Genomic DNA, 15,278 nt, shown 5'->3' with positions numbered 1-15,278 from the left:
TGCTAGTACCAGCCGACCGACTGGCTGTAAGCCCAGGCGCCGCACGGCGTGCCGTAGCGGCCCTCGATGTAGCCCAGGCCCCAGGTGATCTGCGTCGCGGGGTTCGTCTGCCAGTCGGACCCGGCGGTCGCCATCTTGTTGCCGGGAAGCGACTGCGGGATCCCGTACGCGCCCGAGCTCGGGTTCGTCGCGTACACGTTCCAACCGGACTCCTTGTTCCAGAGGGCGACGAGGCAGTCGAACTCGCCCGAGCCCCAGCCGCGCGCGGCCACCATGTCGGCGGCGATGGCCTTGGCCGAGCCGGGGTCGGGGGGCCCGGCAGCAGGGGCGCTGAATGACCGCGCCTCGGACGCGGGCGCGGGAGCCGGCTCCGGCTCCGGCTCCGGCGGCGGCTCCACGATCTCGTAACTCGCGACTGACGCGCCGATAGAGTGCGCGGCGGTCGCGGTGAACTCCTGGCCGACGATCGGGAACGATGGGGCCATCGTCTCGATCGCCGTGGCCGGTGCGGAGGTGTCGGAGATCGACACGAGCGCGAGCGAGACCACGGCGATGGAGCTGAAGACGGGAAGCGACCATGGCGAGCGGACGTGCCGCTCGAGCGAGAGGGGTCGCGTGGGGGCGGCGCCTCCTGGCCGGGTCGACACGCGCTGCGAGGAGCGACGAGCCGAAGCGGCGGGGCGCAAAGAATGCGCGATGTGCTTACCCACGATCACATGAGTCTACCCGAGTGCGGGCTCCAGCGCTCAGCGAACAGCCAGCATGACCCGGACGACCGCGTCCAGGACGACATCGACCTGCGTCTCGTCGTACCCTCCGAAGCGGCTCCGGAAGGCGATCGTGCGCACCGCGTCGACGGAGAGGGGGTCATCGTTCTGGAAGTACCCCGCGATCCGATCGGCGAAGGCATCGACGTCCGCGGGGTGGTAGCCGCGCGCGAGCGCGCTCGCGCGGCGGAAGCGCTGGCCGGGCGGTCGAGCGAACCGGTCGACGAGCTCCTGGGCGGTCTGACGGATCTCGGCGTAGAACGCCTCCTCGCCGCGCTCGGCGACCGCGCGGTCGCGCTCGCGCGCGGCGAAGGCCTCCTCGAGCCGCTCGAGAGCGGCATCCACGTGCCGCACCGAGTAGCCGCCGCGGCGGACGACGCGGAACGCGGTGTGCCGGATGGCGTCGCTCGAGAGGCCGCCTCCGTCGATCGCGGAGTACGCGCGCCTGGCATCCGCCAGGAAGGACTCGACCTCGTCGACGTCGTAGCCCGGCTTGCCCTTGCGCGCGAGCGGGAACGTCGAGGTCACTCGACCATTCTGCCCGAGAGTGGGGACCGCGCTCATCACCCCAGCAGGGTGAAGAGCACGTAGGCGACGATCGTCGACGGGAGGATCGAGTCGAGCCGGTCGAGGAAGCCGCCGTGCCCGGGGAGCCAGGTCGAGATGTCCTTGATGCCGAGGTCTCGCTTGATGAGCGACTCGGTCAGGTCGCCGAGCGTGGCCGTTCCCACGAGCGCAAGACCCAGGACGAGCCCGACCCACCACACCTCGCCGAGCATGAGGAGGGCCAGCAGGATGCCCGCGGTGATCGCGGCGACGACGGAGCCGGCGAAGCCCTCCCACGTCTTCTTCGGGCTGATGCGCGGCGCCATCGGGTGCTTGCCAAACGCGAGCCCGGATGCGTACGCGCCCGTGTCGATCGAGATCACAATGATGAGGTAGGCGAGCGTCCACCACTGGCCGCCCTCCTCTGCCGTCATGACGATCGAGAAGCCGCCGAGCAGTGCGACGTACGCGAGCACGAACACGCCCGCCCCGAGGTCGGTCGGCAGCGAGACGCCCGGCCCGCGCATCGAGGGTCTCGCCGACTCGGCGATCCGCCACAGGCTCACGAACGCGAGGCCTGCGAGGAACGACCACCACAGGCCCTCGGCGCCGAGGTAGAACGCCGAGGGGACGACCGCGAGCGACGCGATGACGAGAGGGATGCGCGGGATGTCGCGGCCCGCGAACCGCAGTGCGCTCGCGAGCTCATAGACGGTGAAGACCATGAGCGCCGCACCGAAGAGCATGAACAGCTCTTTCACCACGATCAGGCTGAAGAGCAGCGACAGGCCGAGGATGAGACCGAAGAAGATGGCCTTGGGCAGGTTGCGGCCGGCGCGCGCCTCGATGCGGGCATCCATCTCGCGCGCCCGCGCCTCGAGGTCCATCAGCGCGCTCTCGACGTCATGGATGCGCGCCTCGACGTCGGCGCGCGCGGCAGCGCCGCGGCGCCGGCGCACGGCGGCCGCGGGGACGGGGTCGAGGGGGCTCGAGGCGTCGGGGGCGCCGGAGGATGAGTCGGTCATCTAGACCTCGAGGAGCTCGGCTTCCTTCTTCTTGAGCGCCTCGTCGACACCGTCGGTGTGCTTCTTCGTGAGGGCCTCGAGCTCCTTCTCGGCACGAGCCACCTCGTCGTCGCCGACCTCGCTCTTGAGCTTGTCGAGGTCCTCCTTCGCCTTGCGGCGGATGTTGCGGATCGCGACCTTGGCGTCCTCCGCCTTCCCCTTGACGATCTTCACGTACTCCTTGCGGCGGTCCTCGGTGAGCTCGGGCATCGTCACCCGCACGATCGTGCCGTCGTTGCTGGGGTTCGCGCCGAGGTTCGGGAAGTTGACGATCGCCTTCTCGATCTCCTTCAGCGCGCTCTTGTCGTACGGCGTGATGACGAGGGTGCGGGCGTCCTGGTTCTGCAGGCTCGCGAGCTGGCCGAGCGGCGTCGGAGTGCCGTAGTAGTCGACGAGGATCTTCTGGAAGAGCTGCGGATTCGCACGGCCCGTTCGGACGGTCGCGTAGTCCTCTTTCGCGACCTCGACGGCCTTGGTCATCTTCTCAGTGGCTTCGGCGAGCACATCGGCAATCACGGGCAACTCCTTCGTGGGTCGCTGACGAGTGTAGTGGGCGGTCGCTCAGCCGGAGGCGAGGAGAGCCACCCCCGCCACGACGACAGCGCTCCCGATGAGCCGCTGGACGGGGTGAGGCTCGCGGAACAGCAGCCACCCCGCGAGCGCGATCAGGACGACGCTGACCTCCCGAGCGGGCGCGACGATCGCGACCGGCGCGTGGGCGTAGGCGGCGAGCACGAGCACGTACGCGATCGGCGAGAGAATGCCCACCGCCGCGATCGCGCGCGGGTGCCGTCGCGCGGTCGCGACCGTCTCGCCCGGGTTCGCGATGAGCAAGGGGGCCAGGATCATGAGCTGCACGACGAGGGATCCCCAGAAGTAGCCGACGGGGCTCAGACCCGCAGCGGTCACCGCGACGGCGTCGAGCACCGTGTAGCCCGCGATGAGGATGCCGACGCCCGCACCGAGCACGATGCCCAGGCGACGGCGGCGGCGGCGGGCATCCGTCGCCGCATCCGAGGTCGACGGCGCACTCGACGGGCGGGCACCCGCGAGCCCGATGACGACGACGCCGGCGACCACGACGCCACCCCCGAGAAGGGCGACGGACGCGGGACGCTCGCCGAGCAGGACGACCGCCGCGACGACGCTCAGGAAAGGGCCGGTGCCGCGAGCGAGCGGGTAGACGACCGAGACGTCGGCGACCGCGTACGACCGCTGCAGGAGCAGGAAGTAGCCGCAGTGCAGGGCCCCGCTCGCGAGCAGCAGGCCGGCGACGGACGGGTGCTCGACGAGGACCGGCAGCAGCGCCGGTGCGCCGACCGGGGCGAGCAGCGCCGTCGCGAGCACCACGGTGAGCGCGACGAAGCGGATTCCGCCGGCCGTCGAGGCCTTGAGGGCGATGTTCCAGGCGGCGTGGGCGAGCGCTCCCCCGGCGATGAGGAGCGCGGCGATCACGCGGAGACGCGCGTGCCGATGCGCTCGCCGCGAATGGCGCGCGCGATGTTTCCCTGGGGCTCCATGCCGAAGACGATCATCGGCATGCGGTTGTCCATGCAGAGGCTGAAGGCGGTCGAGTCGACGACCTTGAGGCCCTTCACGAGCGCATCCTGGTAGCTGACCTCGTCGAGCTTGTGGGCGCCGGGGTTGCGGCGCGGGTCGTCGGAGTAGACGCCGTCGACGCCGTTCTTCGCGACGAGCACCTCGTCGGCGCTGATCTCGAGCGCGCGCTGAGCGGCGACCGTGTCGGTCGAGAAGTAGGGCAGGCCCGCGCCGGCACCGAAGATGACGACGCGGCCCTTCTCGAGGTGGCGCTCGGCGCGCAGCGGGATGTACGGCTCGGCGACCTGCGTCATCTGGATGGCCGACTGCACCCGCACCTGCGCCCCGGCCTGCTCGAGGAAGTCCTGCAGGGCGAGAGCGTTCATGACCGTGCCGAGCATGCCCATGTAGTCGGCGCGCCCGCGGTCCATGCCGCGCTGGCTGAGCTCGGCGCCGCGGAAGAAGTTGCCGCCGCCGACGACGATCGCGACCTCGACGTCCTTCGCCGCCTCGGCGATCTCGCGCGCGATCGCGCCCACGACATCCGGGTTCACGCCGAGGGAGCCACCACCGAACGCCTCACCCGAGAGCTTGAGCATCACACGTCGGCGGCGTTCGGTCATGAGTTCCTCTGTTTCCGTGGGGGATGTCGTTTTCAGGGTAGTGAAGATCGGCTCACGCATGGGAACGGGGTCCGGATCGCTCTCGCGACCCGGACCCCGTCTCATCAGTGCTAGGCGCCGACCTTGAAGCGGGCGAAGCCCGTCACGGTCAGTCCGGCGTCCTTGAGGACCTGCGCGACCGACTGCTTGTTGTCGCGGGCATAGTCCTGCTCGAGGAGCGCGACCTGCTTGAAGAACGCGCCGACGCGGCCCTCGACGATCTTCGGCAGGGCTGCCTCGGGCTTGCCCTCGTTGCGCGAGATCTCCTCGACGATGCGGCGCTCGGTCTCGACGGCCTCGCTCGGGACCTCGTCGCGCGACAGATACTGCGGGTCGGCGAACGAGATGTGCTGCGCGATGCTGCGCGCGGTCTCGGCGTCGTCGCCCGTGTAGGCGACGACCACGCCGACCTGCGGCGGGAGGTCCTTGTTCGTGCGGTGCAGGTAGACGGCGAACTTCTCGCCCTCCACGCGCGCCACGCGACGCAATTCCATCTTCTCGCCGATGATCGCGGCCTCGTCGTCGATCGCGGCGGCGACGGTCGTGCCGTCGACGGGGGCGGCGAGGGCCTCCTCGACGGTCGACGCGCTGGCTCCGGCGACGGCGGCGAGCACCTTGTCGCCGAGGGCGACGAACTTGTCGCCCTTCGCGACGAAGTCGGTCTCGCACGCGAGCTCGATGAGCGTCGCGGCGCCGGCCGACTCGTGAGCGGCGATGAGACCCTCGCTCGTGGAGCGGTCGGCGCGCTTGGCGTTGCCCTTCGCTCCCTTGAGGCGCAGGATCTCGACGGCCTTCTCGACGTCGCCGTCGGCCTCGACGAGAGCGTTCTTGGTGTCGACCATGCCGGTGCCGAGGCGCTCGCGCAGGTTCTTGACGTCTTCCAGGCTGAAATTGGCCATGGAGGGACTCCTTCTCGTGGTTCTGGTCGGGTTACGGAGCGGGCGTCGCGGCGGGGGCTTCGGCGTCGTCGGCCGGCGCCTCCTCCGCTGCGGGCTCCTCGGCGGCGGCCTCGGCGGGCGCCTCCTCAGCGGCGGGCTCCTCGGCTGCGGGCTCCTCGGCCGGGACTGCGTCGGCGGCGGCCGACTCCTCGGCGGCAGCATTGCCCTGCTCGAGAAGCTCGCGCTCCCACTCGGCGAGCGGTTCGACGGCCGAGACGTTGCCCTCGGCCTCGGGCTTCTGGTGCTTGCGGATGAGGCCCTCGGCGGCGGCGTCGGCGATGATGCGCGTGAGCAACGCGACCGAGCGGATGGCGTCGTCATTGCCCGGGATCGGGTACGCGAGCTCGTCCGGGTCGGCGTTCGTGTCGAGGATGCCGATGACGGGGATGCCGAGCTTCTTGGCCTCGTCGATCGCGAGGTGCTCGCGCTTGGGGTCGACGACCCACATGGCGCTCGGGGTCTTGGTGAGGTTGCGGATACCGCCGAGCGACTTGTGCAGCTTGTCGAGCTCGCGCTTCTTGATCAGCAGTTCCTTCTTGGTGAAGCCCTTGGTGGTGTCGTCGAAGTCGAGCTCCTCGAGCTCCTTCATGCGCGCAAGGCGCTTCGACACGGTCTGGAAGTTGGTCAGCAGACCACCCAGCCAGCGCTGGTTGACGTAGGGCTGGCCGACGCGCGTGGCCTGCTCGGCGATCGACTCCTGCGCCTGCTTCTTGGTGCCGACGAAGAGGATGGTGCCACCGTGCGCGACCGTCTCGGTCACGAAGTCGTACGCCTTGTCGATGTAGGCGAGCGACTGCTGCAGGTCGATGATGTGGATGCCGCTGCGCTCGGTGAGGATGAAGCGCTTGACTTTCGGGTTCCAGCGGCGGGTCTGGTGCCCGAAGTGAACGCCGCTGTCGAGCAGCTGGCGAATGGTGACGACGGCCATGGCCGTACTCCTTCTGTTCTCAGTTGTCGCCCCGCCCGACGGGAGGGGCCCTGGTGCCCGGCGCTGCCCCCGACCCGCGCGACTGTCCTCCCGTTTCCGGGAGCCGTACGGGACTGATGGGGGTGTGCGCCGTGATGGGCACGCGAAGTCAGCCGGACATGCCGACTGCGTGGACCAGCATATCACCGCTCCCCCGCACCGGTCGCGGCCGTCGCTCTCTCCCCCGATCGCCTCGGCGACGGCGCGCGGGATGCCCGCATCGCCCACGATCGTCGGCATGCGCTACCGATCGCTCGCTCCTCTCGCCGTGCTCGCGCTCGTCCTCGCGAGCGGCCCCTCGGCCGCTGCCGCGGCTCCCCCGCTCGCGCGCGACGCCGCGGTCTCCGCCCCCGCTCCGGGCTGGGAGTGGCCCGTCGCCGGGCCGCGCGTGGTCGAGCGCCCCTTCGCCGCCCCGCCCACTCCGTACGGCGCCGGTCATCGCGGCGTCGATTTGCGCGCCGAGAGCGCCGTCGCGGTCGTGCGCGCCGCGACGGGCGGAAGCATCCACTTCGCCGGTCGCGTCGTCGATCGCGGCGTCGTGACGATCCGGTCGGGCTCGCTGCTCGTGACGGTCGAGCCCGTCGCGGCGACGGTCGCGATGGGTGAGGCCGTGAGGGCGGGCGACCCGATCGGAGTGCTCGAGCCGGGGCACTGCGCCGCCCCGTGCGTGCACCTCGGCGTGAGGGAGGCGGGGGCGTACGTGTCGCCCCTGCGCTGGCTCGGCGGTCTGGGGCGAGCGGTGCTCCTGCCGCTCGAGGGATGAGCGCCGGTCCGGCCGTCAGGCCCGCGGGTGCGCGGTGCGGTACGCCTCCACGAGCCGCTCGGCGCCCACATGCGTGTAGATCTGGGTCGTGCCGAGGCTCGCGTGGCCGAGGATCTCCTGCACGGCGCGCAGGTCTGCCCCTCCGTCAAGCAGGTGGGTCGCCGCCGTATGTCGCAGAGCGTGCGGGCCGGCAGGGCCGCTGCCGGGCAGATCGGCGAGGAGGCCAGCGACAAGGGAGTAGACCCCGCGCGTCGACTCGCGCCCCCCCCGGGCGCCGAGGAACAGCGCGGCTCCCGAGCGGGGCGCCGCGATCGCGGGGCGCCCGCGCTCGCGGTAGGCGCCGAGGGCGCGCTGGGCGGGCATCCCGAATGGCACGATGCGCTCCTTCGCCCCCTTGCCCATGACCCGCACGGTGCGGCGGGCGTCGTCGACGTCGCCGAGGTCGAGCCCGACGAGCTCGCTCACGCGCAGCGCGCTCGCGTACAGGAGCTCGATGATGGCCCGGTCGCGCAGCGCCAGCGGTTCGTCCGCCGCGGCGCGCGCGTCGAGGCCGTCGAGGATCCCGTCGATCTGCGCGCGCGTGAGGACGCGCGGGAGGTGCCGGTCGGCTCGCGGAGCGCGCAGGCGCACGCCGGCATCGGCGGGAGCGCGGCCGGTGCGCGCTAGCCAGGCCGTGAACCCGCGCACGGTGGAGGTTCGACGGGCGAGCGTCGAGGCACCGAGGCCCGCGGAGTTCTGCTGCCACACCCACTCGCGCAGGAGCTCGAGGTCGAGCAGGGCCGGATCGGGCTCGGCGCCGCGCGTCTCGACGAATGCGGCAAGAGTCTCGAGGTCACCGCGGTAGGCCCGCACGGTGTGCGGGGAGGCTCCGCGCTCGAGCTCGACGGCGCGCACGTATGCGTCGATCGTTGCTCTCAGCGCGCTCACCTGCTCGTGCACTCCCCCAGCATGCGCCCTCGCCAGGGCCCTCGCGCTGGCGACAGGCCGGGACGAGGGCCCGAGACGACGGGCGGGGTTCAGAGGCTCGCGACGGCCTCGCGCGACGCAGGCGGCGCGGCGTCGACGACGTCGTCGGGCATCCGCTCGGCCTGCCCGTTCGCGCCGCGTGCGGCGGCCTCGGCGTCGGTGAGCTCGGGGCGGCGCGGCCACCAGAAGCGGTCCTTGGCGATGAAGGTCATCGCGGGCACGATCACGGTGCGCACGAGGAGGGTGTCGATGAGGACGCCGATGCAGACGATGACGCCGACCTGGGTGAGCGTGATGAGCGGGAGCACGCCTAGCACCGCGAAGACCGCGGCGAGCAGGACGCCCGCGCTCGTGATGACGCCGCCCGTCGCGGCGAGCGCGCGCACCATGCCCTCGGAGGTTCCGAGCCTCGGGACCTCCTCCTGGGCGCGGGTGACGAGGAAGATCGAGTAGTCGACGCCGAGCGCCACGAGGAACAGGAAGCTGAACAGCAGCACGTTCGTGTCGACGCCGGGGAACCCGAATACCGTCTCGAACAGGATCGATCCGATGCCGACCGCGCTGAAGAAGCTCGCGACGACCGCGAGCAGCAGGAGGACCGGCGCGAGCAGCGAGCGCAGGAGCACGATGAGCACGGCCAGCACGAGCACGAGGATGAGCGGGATCACGAGGTTCTGATCGCGCTGCTGGGCGTCGCGCAGATCGAGACCCTCCGCGTCGATGCCGCCGACGAGCCCGGAGCCGTCGCCGAGATCGTCGAGCGCGAGCCGCACGTCGGAGACGATCGCGAACGCCTCCTGGCTCTCGGGGTCGGCGTCGAGCACGATGTCGAGCTGCGCGATGTCGTCGTCGGAGGGCCCCGGCCTCACCTCGACGACGCCGTCGACCTCGGCGAGTCCGTCGCTCACCTCGGCGGCGTCGGCGGCGGGCACGATCACAGCGGCGGGCGCGGTGCTGCCGGCCGAGAAGGCCTCCGCGAGGCGCTCCTGGCCGAGGACGGCCTCGGGCTTGACGATGAAGCGGTCGTTCTGCGAGAGCCCGACGGTGAGCGTCGTGAGCCCCGAGGCGAAGGCGGCGAGCACCGCGAAGCCCGCGATCGCGACGATCACCGGGCGCGTGCTCACGGACCGGCCGAGCCTGCCCCACGGGCTACGCGAGATCGTGTCCGGGGTGCCGTAGCGAGGCACGAGGGGCCAGAAGAGCCAGCGGCCGAAGACGACGAGCGCGGCGGGGAGGACGAGCAGGGCGTACGCCATCGCGACGACGATTCCGACGGCACCCGCGAGGCCCAGCGAGCGGTTGCCCGACAGCTCGCCGAAGAGCAGCGTGGCGAGGGCGAGCGCGACGGTCGATCCGCTCGCGATGATCGCGGGGCCGGCGCCGCGCAGCGCGATCGCCATGGCCTCACGGCGATCCGCGTGCAGTCGCAGCTCGTCCCGGTACCGGGCGATGAGCAGGAGTGCGTAGTTCGTGCCCGCTCCGAACACGAGCACCGAGAGTATGCCTGTCACCGAGCCGTCGAGCGTGATGCCCGCGGCGTCCGCGACCAGGCGCGCGGCGATGCCGGCGATGACATCCGCGACGCCGACGACGCCGAGGGGGACGATCCAGAGGATCGGACTGCGGTAGGTGATGATCAGAAGCACCGCGACGACGAGCGCGGTGACGCCGAGGAGCACGAAGTTGGCGCCCTCGAACACGGCCGAGATGTCGACGAGGAAGCCCTCCGCGCCTGTGAACCAGACCTCGATGCCGTCGGGGAGCCCGTCCGCGGCGATCGATCGGATCTCGTCCGCGCGCTCGGCCTGGACGGAGACTCTTTCCTCGATCTCGAGCGGCACCGCGACGAGCGCGGTCGTGCCGTCCTCCGAGACGGTGGTTGGCGGCACGAATCCGTCGAGAGCGATGTCGCCGAGCTCGCCCGCTCGCACCGTGATCGCGGCGACGTCGTCCGCGCTGAGCTCGCCGCTCTCGCGCCCGAACACGAGGATGCCGCTCGTGGAGTCGTCGTCGCGGAACTGCTCCTGAAGGTTCGCCGCCTGGATCGACTCGGCCGAGTCGGGAAGGCCTACGGGAGGAGCCGAGTCGGCCGACTGGTATCCGGCGACGACGAAGAGGGCGGCGGTCGCGGCGATGCCGGCGACGAGCACGATCCAAGACGTTCGTGCGGCGGCGATGAAGCGCGAGATCGCGATCATGATGAGGCTCCTCAGGACGACCCGCGACCGCGGGCGGCAGACAGGTATATCTCGATAGTCGAAATACTAACCTATCGAGGCAGTTGGTCGTACACTGGCCAGGTGAGCGAATCGACCCAGGGGGCGCCGCGTTTCGGGACGTCGCACGCGGCGACGCTTCTGCTGCGCGAGCTCCTGGACGTGACGGAGGATTTCGAGCGCTCCCTCGGCGGCGAGCTCGCGGTCAATCCGACCGATCTCACGGCGATGCAGCATCTGATCGTCGCGGGGTCGCTGAGCCCGACCGCTCTCGCCGAGCGTCTCGACCTGTCGTCCGCGGCCGTCACGACGGTGATCGACCGGCTCGAGAGACTCGGGCACGTGCGCCGAACGCCGAATCCCGACGACCGCCGAGGCACGCTCGTTGTGCCGGAGCCAGCCTCGGTGGGGCGCGCGATGAGCCGCATCATCCCGATGGTGACCGAGGTCGACAGCGCCATCCACGACTTCGACGATGACGAGCAGATGATCATAACGCGATACCTGCAGCGCGTCGTCGACACCTATCGCGAGCATGCCGGCCCCGCCGAGCGCCCCCGCGCCTGGCGGGCGGATGCTCCGCCGCGCCGACCCTCGGGCTCCGGCTCACCCGCCCGGCCGCCGGAGGCCTAGCTCCCGGAGCTCGCGGCCTCGTTGAGGTTCAGGTGCGAGGACTTGCTGGAGAGCTGCTCGAGGCGGACGTCCGCCGGCATGCCCTCGATCATCGGGCGGTAGTCGCTCGAGAAGCCCGTCGCCTCGGGATGCGAGGCGAGCGGGACGGTCGAGCTGACGACGACGTCCTCGTACACGTGCACGAGGTCGAACGACTGCCCGCCGTCGACGCCGGAGAGCAGTCGGCTCGCGTCGGCGCCGAGGTCGAGCGTGTAGCACGTGGCCGAGGCGACATGCACGGGGATCCCGGCGAAGGTCGAGTGGGTCGAGTAGTGCAGATGGCCGCCGAGGATCCCGCGGATGTCGGAGCCGCGCACGACATCGGCGAGCTCGTCCTGACGATGGAGCTCGAGCACGGCCATGACCTCGAGCGGCGTCGGGATGGGCGGGTGGTGGAGGGCGAGGATGCTGCCGAGGGGGGCGGGTTCGGCGAGGACCGCGCGGAGCCATTCGAGCTGCGCGGGGTCGAGCTCGCCGTGATGGTAGCCGGGCACGGTGGTGTCGAGCGAGATGATGCGCAGCCCGCCGATGTCGTGCACTCTGTCCTGCGGCTTCTCGCTGGGCTCCTCGTCGAACAGGAGCGAGGAGTACGCCGCTCGGTCGTCGTGGTTCCCCATGACCCAGACGAGCTGCGCGCCCATCCGCCGCACGACCGGTTCGACGTCGTCCCGGAGGCGGCGGTATGCATCGGGCTCGCCGATGTCGGTGAGATCGCCGGTGAACACGATCGCATCCGGCTCGACGGGCGAGGCCTCGAGCCGCTCGAGCGCGACGCGTAGCCGGTCCTGGACGGGGACCCTCCCGTAGAGCGGTCGCCCTTCGCCGAGCAGGTGGGTGTCGGAGAGGTGCGCGATGACACGCGACGCGGGGGGATGCTGACCCATCTGAATCACGCGAGCAGGCTACTCCTTTGCGGTGAACGAGGTTCGCGTTCTCCCCGGGCGCGCGGTCGATCACGCTCCGGGCCCTCGACGCACCCACCCATCGGCCTTCGAGACGACGCGATCCTCGAGGGAGAGCGCCCCGAGAACGCCTCGGATGCGCGCGGGCGACTCCCCCACGGAACGCGCGATCTCCTCGACGGATTGCGCGCGTCTCGGCCGCAGCGCGTCGAGCACGCGAGTGACCATGCCATCGGGGTCGCGCGGGCCGACGACGTCGTCATTCGCGCCCGAGACACGGCGCCCGTCGCCGTCGCAGTCGCCGATCGTCGACACCCCGCCTCGGAGAAGCTCCATCTGCTCGGCGACGCTTGTGACGCAGACCACCGGGTAGTCCCGCAGCATCGCATGGCATCCCGCGCTCGATGCACTCGTCACGGGGCCGGGCACGATGCCGACGGGGCGACCGAGGTCGAGCGCGTGACGCGCCGTGTTGAGCGCCCCCGACCGCCGCCCGGCCTCGACGACGATCGTCGCCCCGGCGAGCGCGGCGATGCACCTGTTGCGCTGCAGGAACCGCCATCGGGTGGGAGCCGTGCCGCCGGGCGCCTCGCTCACGACGACGCCCTGCTGGGCGATCCGCGTCAGGAGGGCCTCATGACCGGCCGGGTAGAAGCGATCGACGCCGCCCGCCAGAACTGCGATCGTGTCGCCGCCGGACGCGAGAGCTGCGCGATGCGCCATGCCGTCGATCCCGTACGCGCCGCCGGACACGACGGCAGACCCGTTGCTCACGGCGCCCGCCGCGAGCTCCATGGCGACGTGCTCGCCGTACCCCGTCGCCGCCCGTGCGCCCACGAGCGCGACGCTCGGGCGCGAGAGCAGAGTGACGTCGCCGCGGCACCACAGCGCCAACGGCGCGTGCGCGCCGAGATCGTCGAGGGCTGCGGGCCATTCCGGGTCGCTCGGGACGAGAAGACGAGCACGGGTGCGTGCGGCGGACTCGAACGCTCGCACCACGTCCGCCTGCCTCCGCCGCGGCAGCCATCGGCCGAGCGCACGCTCCGCCGCCGACCCGGTGAGCTCGCCGTCCGTCGCGGTCGCGAGCGAGATCGGTGCGGGATGCTCCAGAAGAGTTCGCGCCGCCTCGATCGCGCCGACGGCCCCCACCAGCACGCCGGCGTCGCCGTCGCCCGGCTCCACGACGACGCTCCACAGCGCACGCGCGACCGCCTCGTCGCGTTCGGCGACGGACTCGCCAGCGCGACCCGCTCCGCGCACGAGAGCCGCGACGGTGCTCTCGGGCAGTCCCCAGTCGATCATCAGATCCCCTTCCGCAGGTACAGCGCGCGGCCCACGTGGTCGGCGCGCGGGCGGTCGTCGCCCTCAAGGTCGGCGATGCTCCACGCCACGCGGAGCACGCGGTCGTAACCGCGCATGGTGAGCCCGCCGCGCTCGAGCGCACGGTCGAGCGACGCGCGATCGGCGGGAGCGAGGCGCCAACGCGGGCTGCGGAGCGGCGTGCCGGGCACGTGCGCGTTGAGCGTCCAGCCGTGCTCGCCCCAGCGCGCGCGGGTGCGCTCCCGCGCCGCGACCACTCGCGCGCGCGCCTCGGCCGTCGTGATCGCGCCGCCCTCCGCCCCGGTGAGCTGCACGGTTCCGACGCGCCGCACCGTGAGCCGCAGGTCGACGCGGTCGAGCAGGGGGCCCGAGAGCCGCGCGAGGTACCGCCGCCTGGCGTTCGGGGTGCACGTGCACTCCGCGTCCCCGGTGCCCGCCTGCCCGCACGGGCACGGGTTCGCCGCGAGGACGAGTTGGAACCGCGCGGGGAATCGCGCGACCGACCGCGCTCGATGGATGGTGATCTCTCCGGTCTCGAGCGGCTGTCGCAGAGCATCCAGCACCGCCGACGGGAACTCGGGCGCCTCGTCGAGGAAGAGCACGCCGTGGGCGGCGCGGGAGATCGCGCCGGGTCTGACCAGTCCGCTTCCTCCTCCGACGAGCGATGCGGTCGTGGCGCTGTGGTGCGGCGCTTCGAGCGGCGGTCGCGTGACGAGCCCCTCCCCCACGCCGAGCCCGGCCAGCGAGCGCACCGATGACACCTCGACCGCAGCATCGGCGTCCAGGTCGGGCAGCAGCCCGGGCAGCCGCGACGCGAGCAGCGTCTTTCCCGCCCCTGGCGGCCCGAGCATCATGAGATGGTGGCCGCCGACCGCGGCGACCTGCAACGCCTCGACGGCCTCGGGGTGTCCGATGACGTCGGAGAGGTCGCCGTCGCTCGTCCGCGACTCGACGACCGGCGGCGAGTGGATCGGCTCGACCGGCTCGGCGGGCGGCTCGATCTCAGCGCCGTGGACGGCGAGGACGTCGCGCAGCGTCGCCGCGGCGATGATTCGGATGCCCGGCACGAGCTCGGCCTCGGCACGATTGCCCCATGGCACGACGACGAGCCGCGCGCCCGCCCGTCGCGCGGCGAGCACCGCGGGCAGGACGCCGGCGACGGGCCGCAGTCGGCCGTCGAGCCCGAGCTCGCCGATGTGGACGGTCTCGGCGACGTGGTCGAGCGCGAGCGCCCCCGTCGTCGCGAGAGCCGCCACGGCAATGCCGACGTCGAAGGCCGAGCCGTGCTTGGGCAGTGACGCTGGCGACAGGTTCACCGTCACGCGCCGGGACGGCAGCTCGAGCCCCGAGTTGGAGGCCGCCGATCGCACCCTGTCTTTCGCCTCGCCGAGGGCGGTGTCGGGGAGGCCGATGATGGTGAACGCGGGGAGTCCGTTGGCGAGATCCGCCTCGATCTCTACGAGCGAGCCGTCGACGCCGCTCAGGGCGACGGCGCGCGTGCGGGCGACGGGCATCAGCACACCTGCCGCACGTGCTCGATCGCGATGCCGTGGCGGCCCGCGATGACGGCGACCGCGTCGATGCGCACGCGCCCGCCCGGCGAGTTCTCGGCGCACCACGCGCCCGCGAGCCGTCTCAGCCGGGCGAGCTTGACGGGCGTGATCGCATCGAGCGGATGCCCGAATCCGAGCCCTGCGCGCGTCTTCACCTCGACGACGACGGTCGTCCCGGCATCCAGCGCCACAATGTCGATCTCGCCGGCCGCGCATCGCCAGTTGCGGGCGATGATCTCGAAGCCCTCGTCGATCAGGTGGTCGACCGCGAGCTGCTCGCCCGTGCGACCCAGTACGTCCTTGCGTGCCATGGGTTCCTCCTGGCAAGGAGGATGGCGGGGCATCCGAGCCCCTCAGCAGGGAGGAGGGGAATCGGGGGCGAAAGCACCGCGCGACTCCGATG

16 protein-coding genes are annotated in these 15,278 nt (G+C 71.6%); 2 read left to right on the top strand and 14 right to left on the bottom strand.

Annotation, left to right across the window (positions count from 1 at the left end; genetic code table 11):
- Nucleotides 1-2: 2 nt before the first annotated feature.
- The 8 genes from FHX53_RS13535 to rpsB all read right to left on the bottom strand — a co-directional run bounded on the left by FHX53_RS13535 (nt 3) and on the right by rpsB (nt 6,444).
- Nucleotides 3-710, bottom strand: a complete 708-nt coding sequence (locus FHX53_RS13535) for an aggregation-promoting factor C-terminal-like domain-containing protein (protein WP_343050814.1) — start codon at nt 708-710, stop codon at nt 3-5.
- 36 nt (nt 711-746) lie between these two features.
- Nucleotides 747-1,295: a DivIVA domain-containing protein gene (locus FHX53_RS04460; protein ID WP_182490170.1), complete on the bottom strand. Its 549-nt coding sequence runs from the start codon at nt 1,293-1,295 to the stop codon at nt 747-749.
- A gap of 35 nt (nt 1,296-1,330) precedes the next feature.
- On the bottom strand, nt 1,331-2,338 hold the full coding sequence (locus FHX53_RS04455) for a phosphatidate cytidylyltransferase (RefSeq protein ID WP_246335488.1): 1,008 nt from the start codon (nt 2,336-2,338) through the stop codon (nt 1,331-1,333).
- The gene (gene frr, locus FHX53_RS04450) at nt 2,339-2,893 is read right to left on the bottom strand and encodes a ribosome recycling factor (protein WP_182490169.1); all 555 of its coding nucleotides are present in this window, start codon (nt 2,891-2,893) and stop codon (nt 2,339-2,341) included.
- 45 nt (nt 2,894-2,938) lie between these two features.
- Entirely contained in the window at nt 2,939-3,832 is an 894-nt protein-coding gene (locus FHX53_RS14000) for an EamA family transporter (protein WP_220476202.1), read from the bottom strand.
- Nucleotides 3,829-4,539: a UMP kinase gene (pyrH, locus tag FHX53_RS04440; RefSeq protein WP_182490168.1), complete on the bottom strand. Its 711-nt coding sequence runs from the start codon at nt 4,537-4,539 to the stop codon at nt 3,829-3,831. The genes FHX53_RS14000 and pyrH overlap by 4 nt, the downstream gene beginning before the upstream one ends.
- 110 nt (nt 4,540-4,649) lie before the next feature.
- A complete protein-coding gene (tsf, locus tag FHX53_RS04435; protein ID WP_182490167.1) occupies nt 4,650-5,477 on the bottom strand; it encodes a translation elongation factor Ts in 828 nt (275 codons plus the stop codon).
- 31 nt (nt 5,478-5,508) lie between these two features.
- Nucleotides 5,509-6,444 carry a 30S ribosomal protein S2 gene (rpsB, locus tag FHX53_RS04430; RefSeq protein WP_182490166.1) on the bottom strand — a complete coding sequence of 312 codons (936 nt, stop codon included), beginning with the start codon at nt 6,442-6,444 and terminating at the stop codon, nt 5,509-5,511.
- A 250-nt stretch (nt 6,445-6,694) separates the two neighbouring features.
- On the opposite strand from rpsB, the gene FHX53_RS04425 reads away from it, so the two are divergent.
- The gene (locus FHX53_RS04425) at nt 6,695-7,246 is read left to right on the top strand and encodes a peptidoglycan DD-metalloendopeptidase family protein (protein WP_246335487.1); all 552 of its coding nucleotides are present in this window, start codon (nt 6,695-6,697) and stop codon (nt 7,244-7,246) included.
- Between the two features lie 15 nt (nt 7,247-7,261).
- Here FHX53_RS04425 and FHX53_RS04420 read toward each other — a convergent pair whose 3' ends face one another.
- Together FHX53_RS04420 and FHX53_RS04415 are read right to left on the bottom strand one after the other, a co-directional pair.
- Entirely contained in the window at nt 7,262-8,185 is a 924-nt protein-coding gene (locus FHX53_RS04420) for a tyrosine recombinase XerC (RefSeq protein WP_343050813.1), read from the bottom strand.
- Between the two features lie 77 nt (nt 8,186-8,262).
- Complete coding sequence (locus FHX53_RS04415; protein WP_182490165.1) at nt 8,263-10,410, bottom strand: MMPL family transporter; 2,148 nt, start codon at nt 10,408-10,410, stop codon at nt 8,263-8,265.
- 102 nt (nt 10,411-10,512) lie between these two features.
- Here FHX53_RS04415 and FHX53_RS04410 point away from each other — a divergent pair, with 102 nt between their 5' ends.
- A complete protein-coding gene (locus FHX53_RS04410; protein ID WP_343050812.1) occupies nt 10,513-11,061 on the top strand; it encodes a MarR family winged helix-turn-helix transcriptional regulator in 549 nt (182 codons plus the stop codon).
- Here the strand turns inward: FHX53_RS04410 and FHX53_RS04405 are convergent.
- The 4 genes from FHX53_RS04405 to FHX53_RS04390 form a co-directional block, all read right to left on the bottom strand.
- Entirely contained in the window at nt 11,058-11,984 is a 927-nt protein-coding gene (locus FHX53_RS04405) for a phosphodiesterase (RefSeq protein WP_182490561.1), read from the bottom strand. The two genes, FHX53_RS04410 and FHX53_RS04405, sit on opposite strands and share 4 nt — an antisense overlap.
- Nucleotides 11,985-12,053: 69 nt before the next feature.
- The gene (gene dprA / locus FHX53_RS04400) at nt 12,054-13,304 is read right to left on the bottom strand and encodes a DNA-processing protein DprA (RefSeq protein ID WP_182490164.1); all 1,251 of its coding nucleotides are present in this window, start codon (nt 13,302-13,304) and stop codon (nt 12,054-12,056) included.
- The gene (locus FHX53_RS04395) at nt 13,304-14,836 is read right to left on the bottom strand and encodes a YifB family Mg chelatase-like AAA ATPase (protein ID WP_182490163.1); all 1,533 of its coding nucleotides are present in this window, start codon (nt 14,834-14,836) and stop codon (nt 13,304-13,306) included. Before FHX53_RS04395 ends, dprA begins: the two co-directional genes overlap by 1 nt.
- Nucleotides 14,836-15,186, bottom strand: a complete 351-nt coding sequence (locus tag FHX53_RS04390) for a YraN family protein (protein WP_182490162.1) — start codon at nt 15,184-15,186, stop codon at nt 14,836-14,838. The genes FHX53_RS04395 and FHX53_RS04390 overlap by 1 nt, the downstream gene beginning before the upstream one ends.
- Nucleotides 15,187-15,278 lie beyond the last annotated feature (92 nt).

The organism is Microcella alkalica (assembly GCF_014137945.1).
In the GTDB taxonomy this organism is placed as follows: Bacteria; Actinomycetota; Actinomycetes; order Actinomycetales; family Microbacteriaceae; genus Microcella; species Microcella alkalica.
Note: the sequence above shows the minus strand (reverse complement) of the source record. Positions and strands in the feature narration are given on the sequence as shown.

Bases quoted from the DNA above. Each gene is read 5' to 3' on its own strand.
- FHX53_RS04455 (WP_246335488.1), bottom strand. From the start codon at position 2,338: ATGACCGACTCATCCTCCGGCGCCCCCGACGCCTCGAGCCCCCTCGAC.
- rpsB (WP_182490166.1), bottom strand. From the start codon at position 6,444: ATGGCCGTCGTCACCATTCGCCAGCTGCTCGACAGCGGCGTTCACTTC.
- FHX53_RS04415 (WP_182490165.1), bottom strand. From the start codon at position 10,410: ATGATCGCGATCTCGCGCTTCATCGCCGCCGCACGAACGTCTTGGATC.
- FHX53_RS04395 (WP_182490163.1), bottom strand. From the start codon at position 14,836: ATGCCCGTCGCCCGCACGCGCGCCGTCGCCCTGAGCGGCGTCGACGGC.
- FHX53_RS04425 (WP_246335487.1), top strand. From the start codon at position 6,695: ATGCCCGCATCGCCCACGATCGTCGGCATGCGCTACCGATCGCTCGCT.
- tsf (WP_182490167.1), bottom strand. From the start codon at position 5,477: ATGGCCAATTTCAGCCTGGAAGACGTCAAGAACCTGCGCGAGCGCCTC.
- FHX53_RS04390 (WP_182490162.1), bottom strand. From the start codon at position 15,186: ATGGCACGCAAGGACGTACTGGGTCGCACGGGCGAGCAGCTCGCGGTC.
- dprA (WP_182490164.1), bottom strand. From the start codon at position 13,304: ATGATCGACTGGGGACTGCCCGAGAGCACCGTCGCGGCTCTCGTGCGC.
- FHX53_RS04405 (WP_182490561.1), bottom strand. From the start codon at position 11,984: ATGGGTCAGCATCCCCCCGCGTCGCGTGTCATCGCGCACCTCTCCGAC.
- pyrH (WP_182490168.1), bottom strand. From the start codon at position 4,539: ATGACCGAACGCCGCCGACGTGTGATGCTCAAGCTCTCGGGTGAGGCG.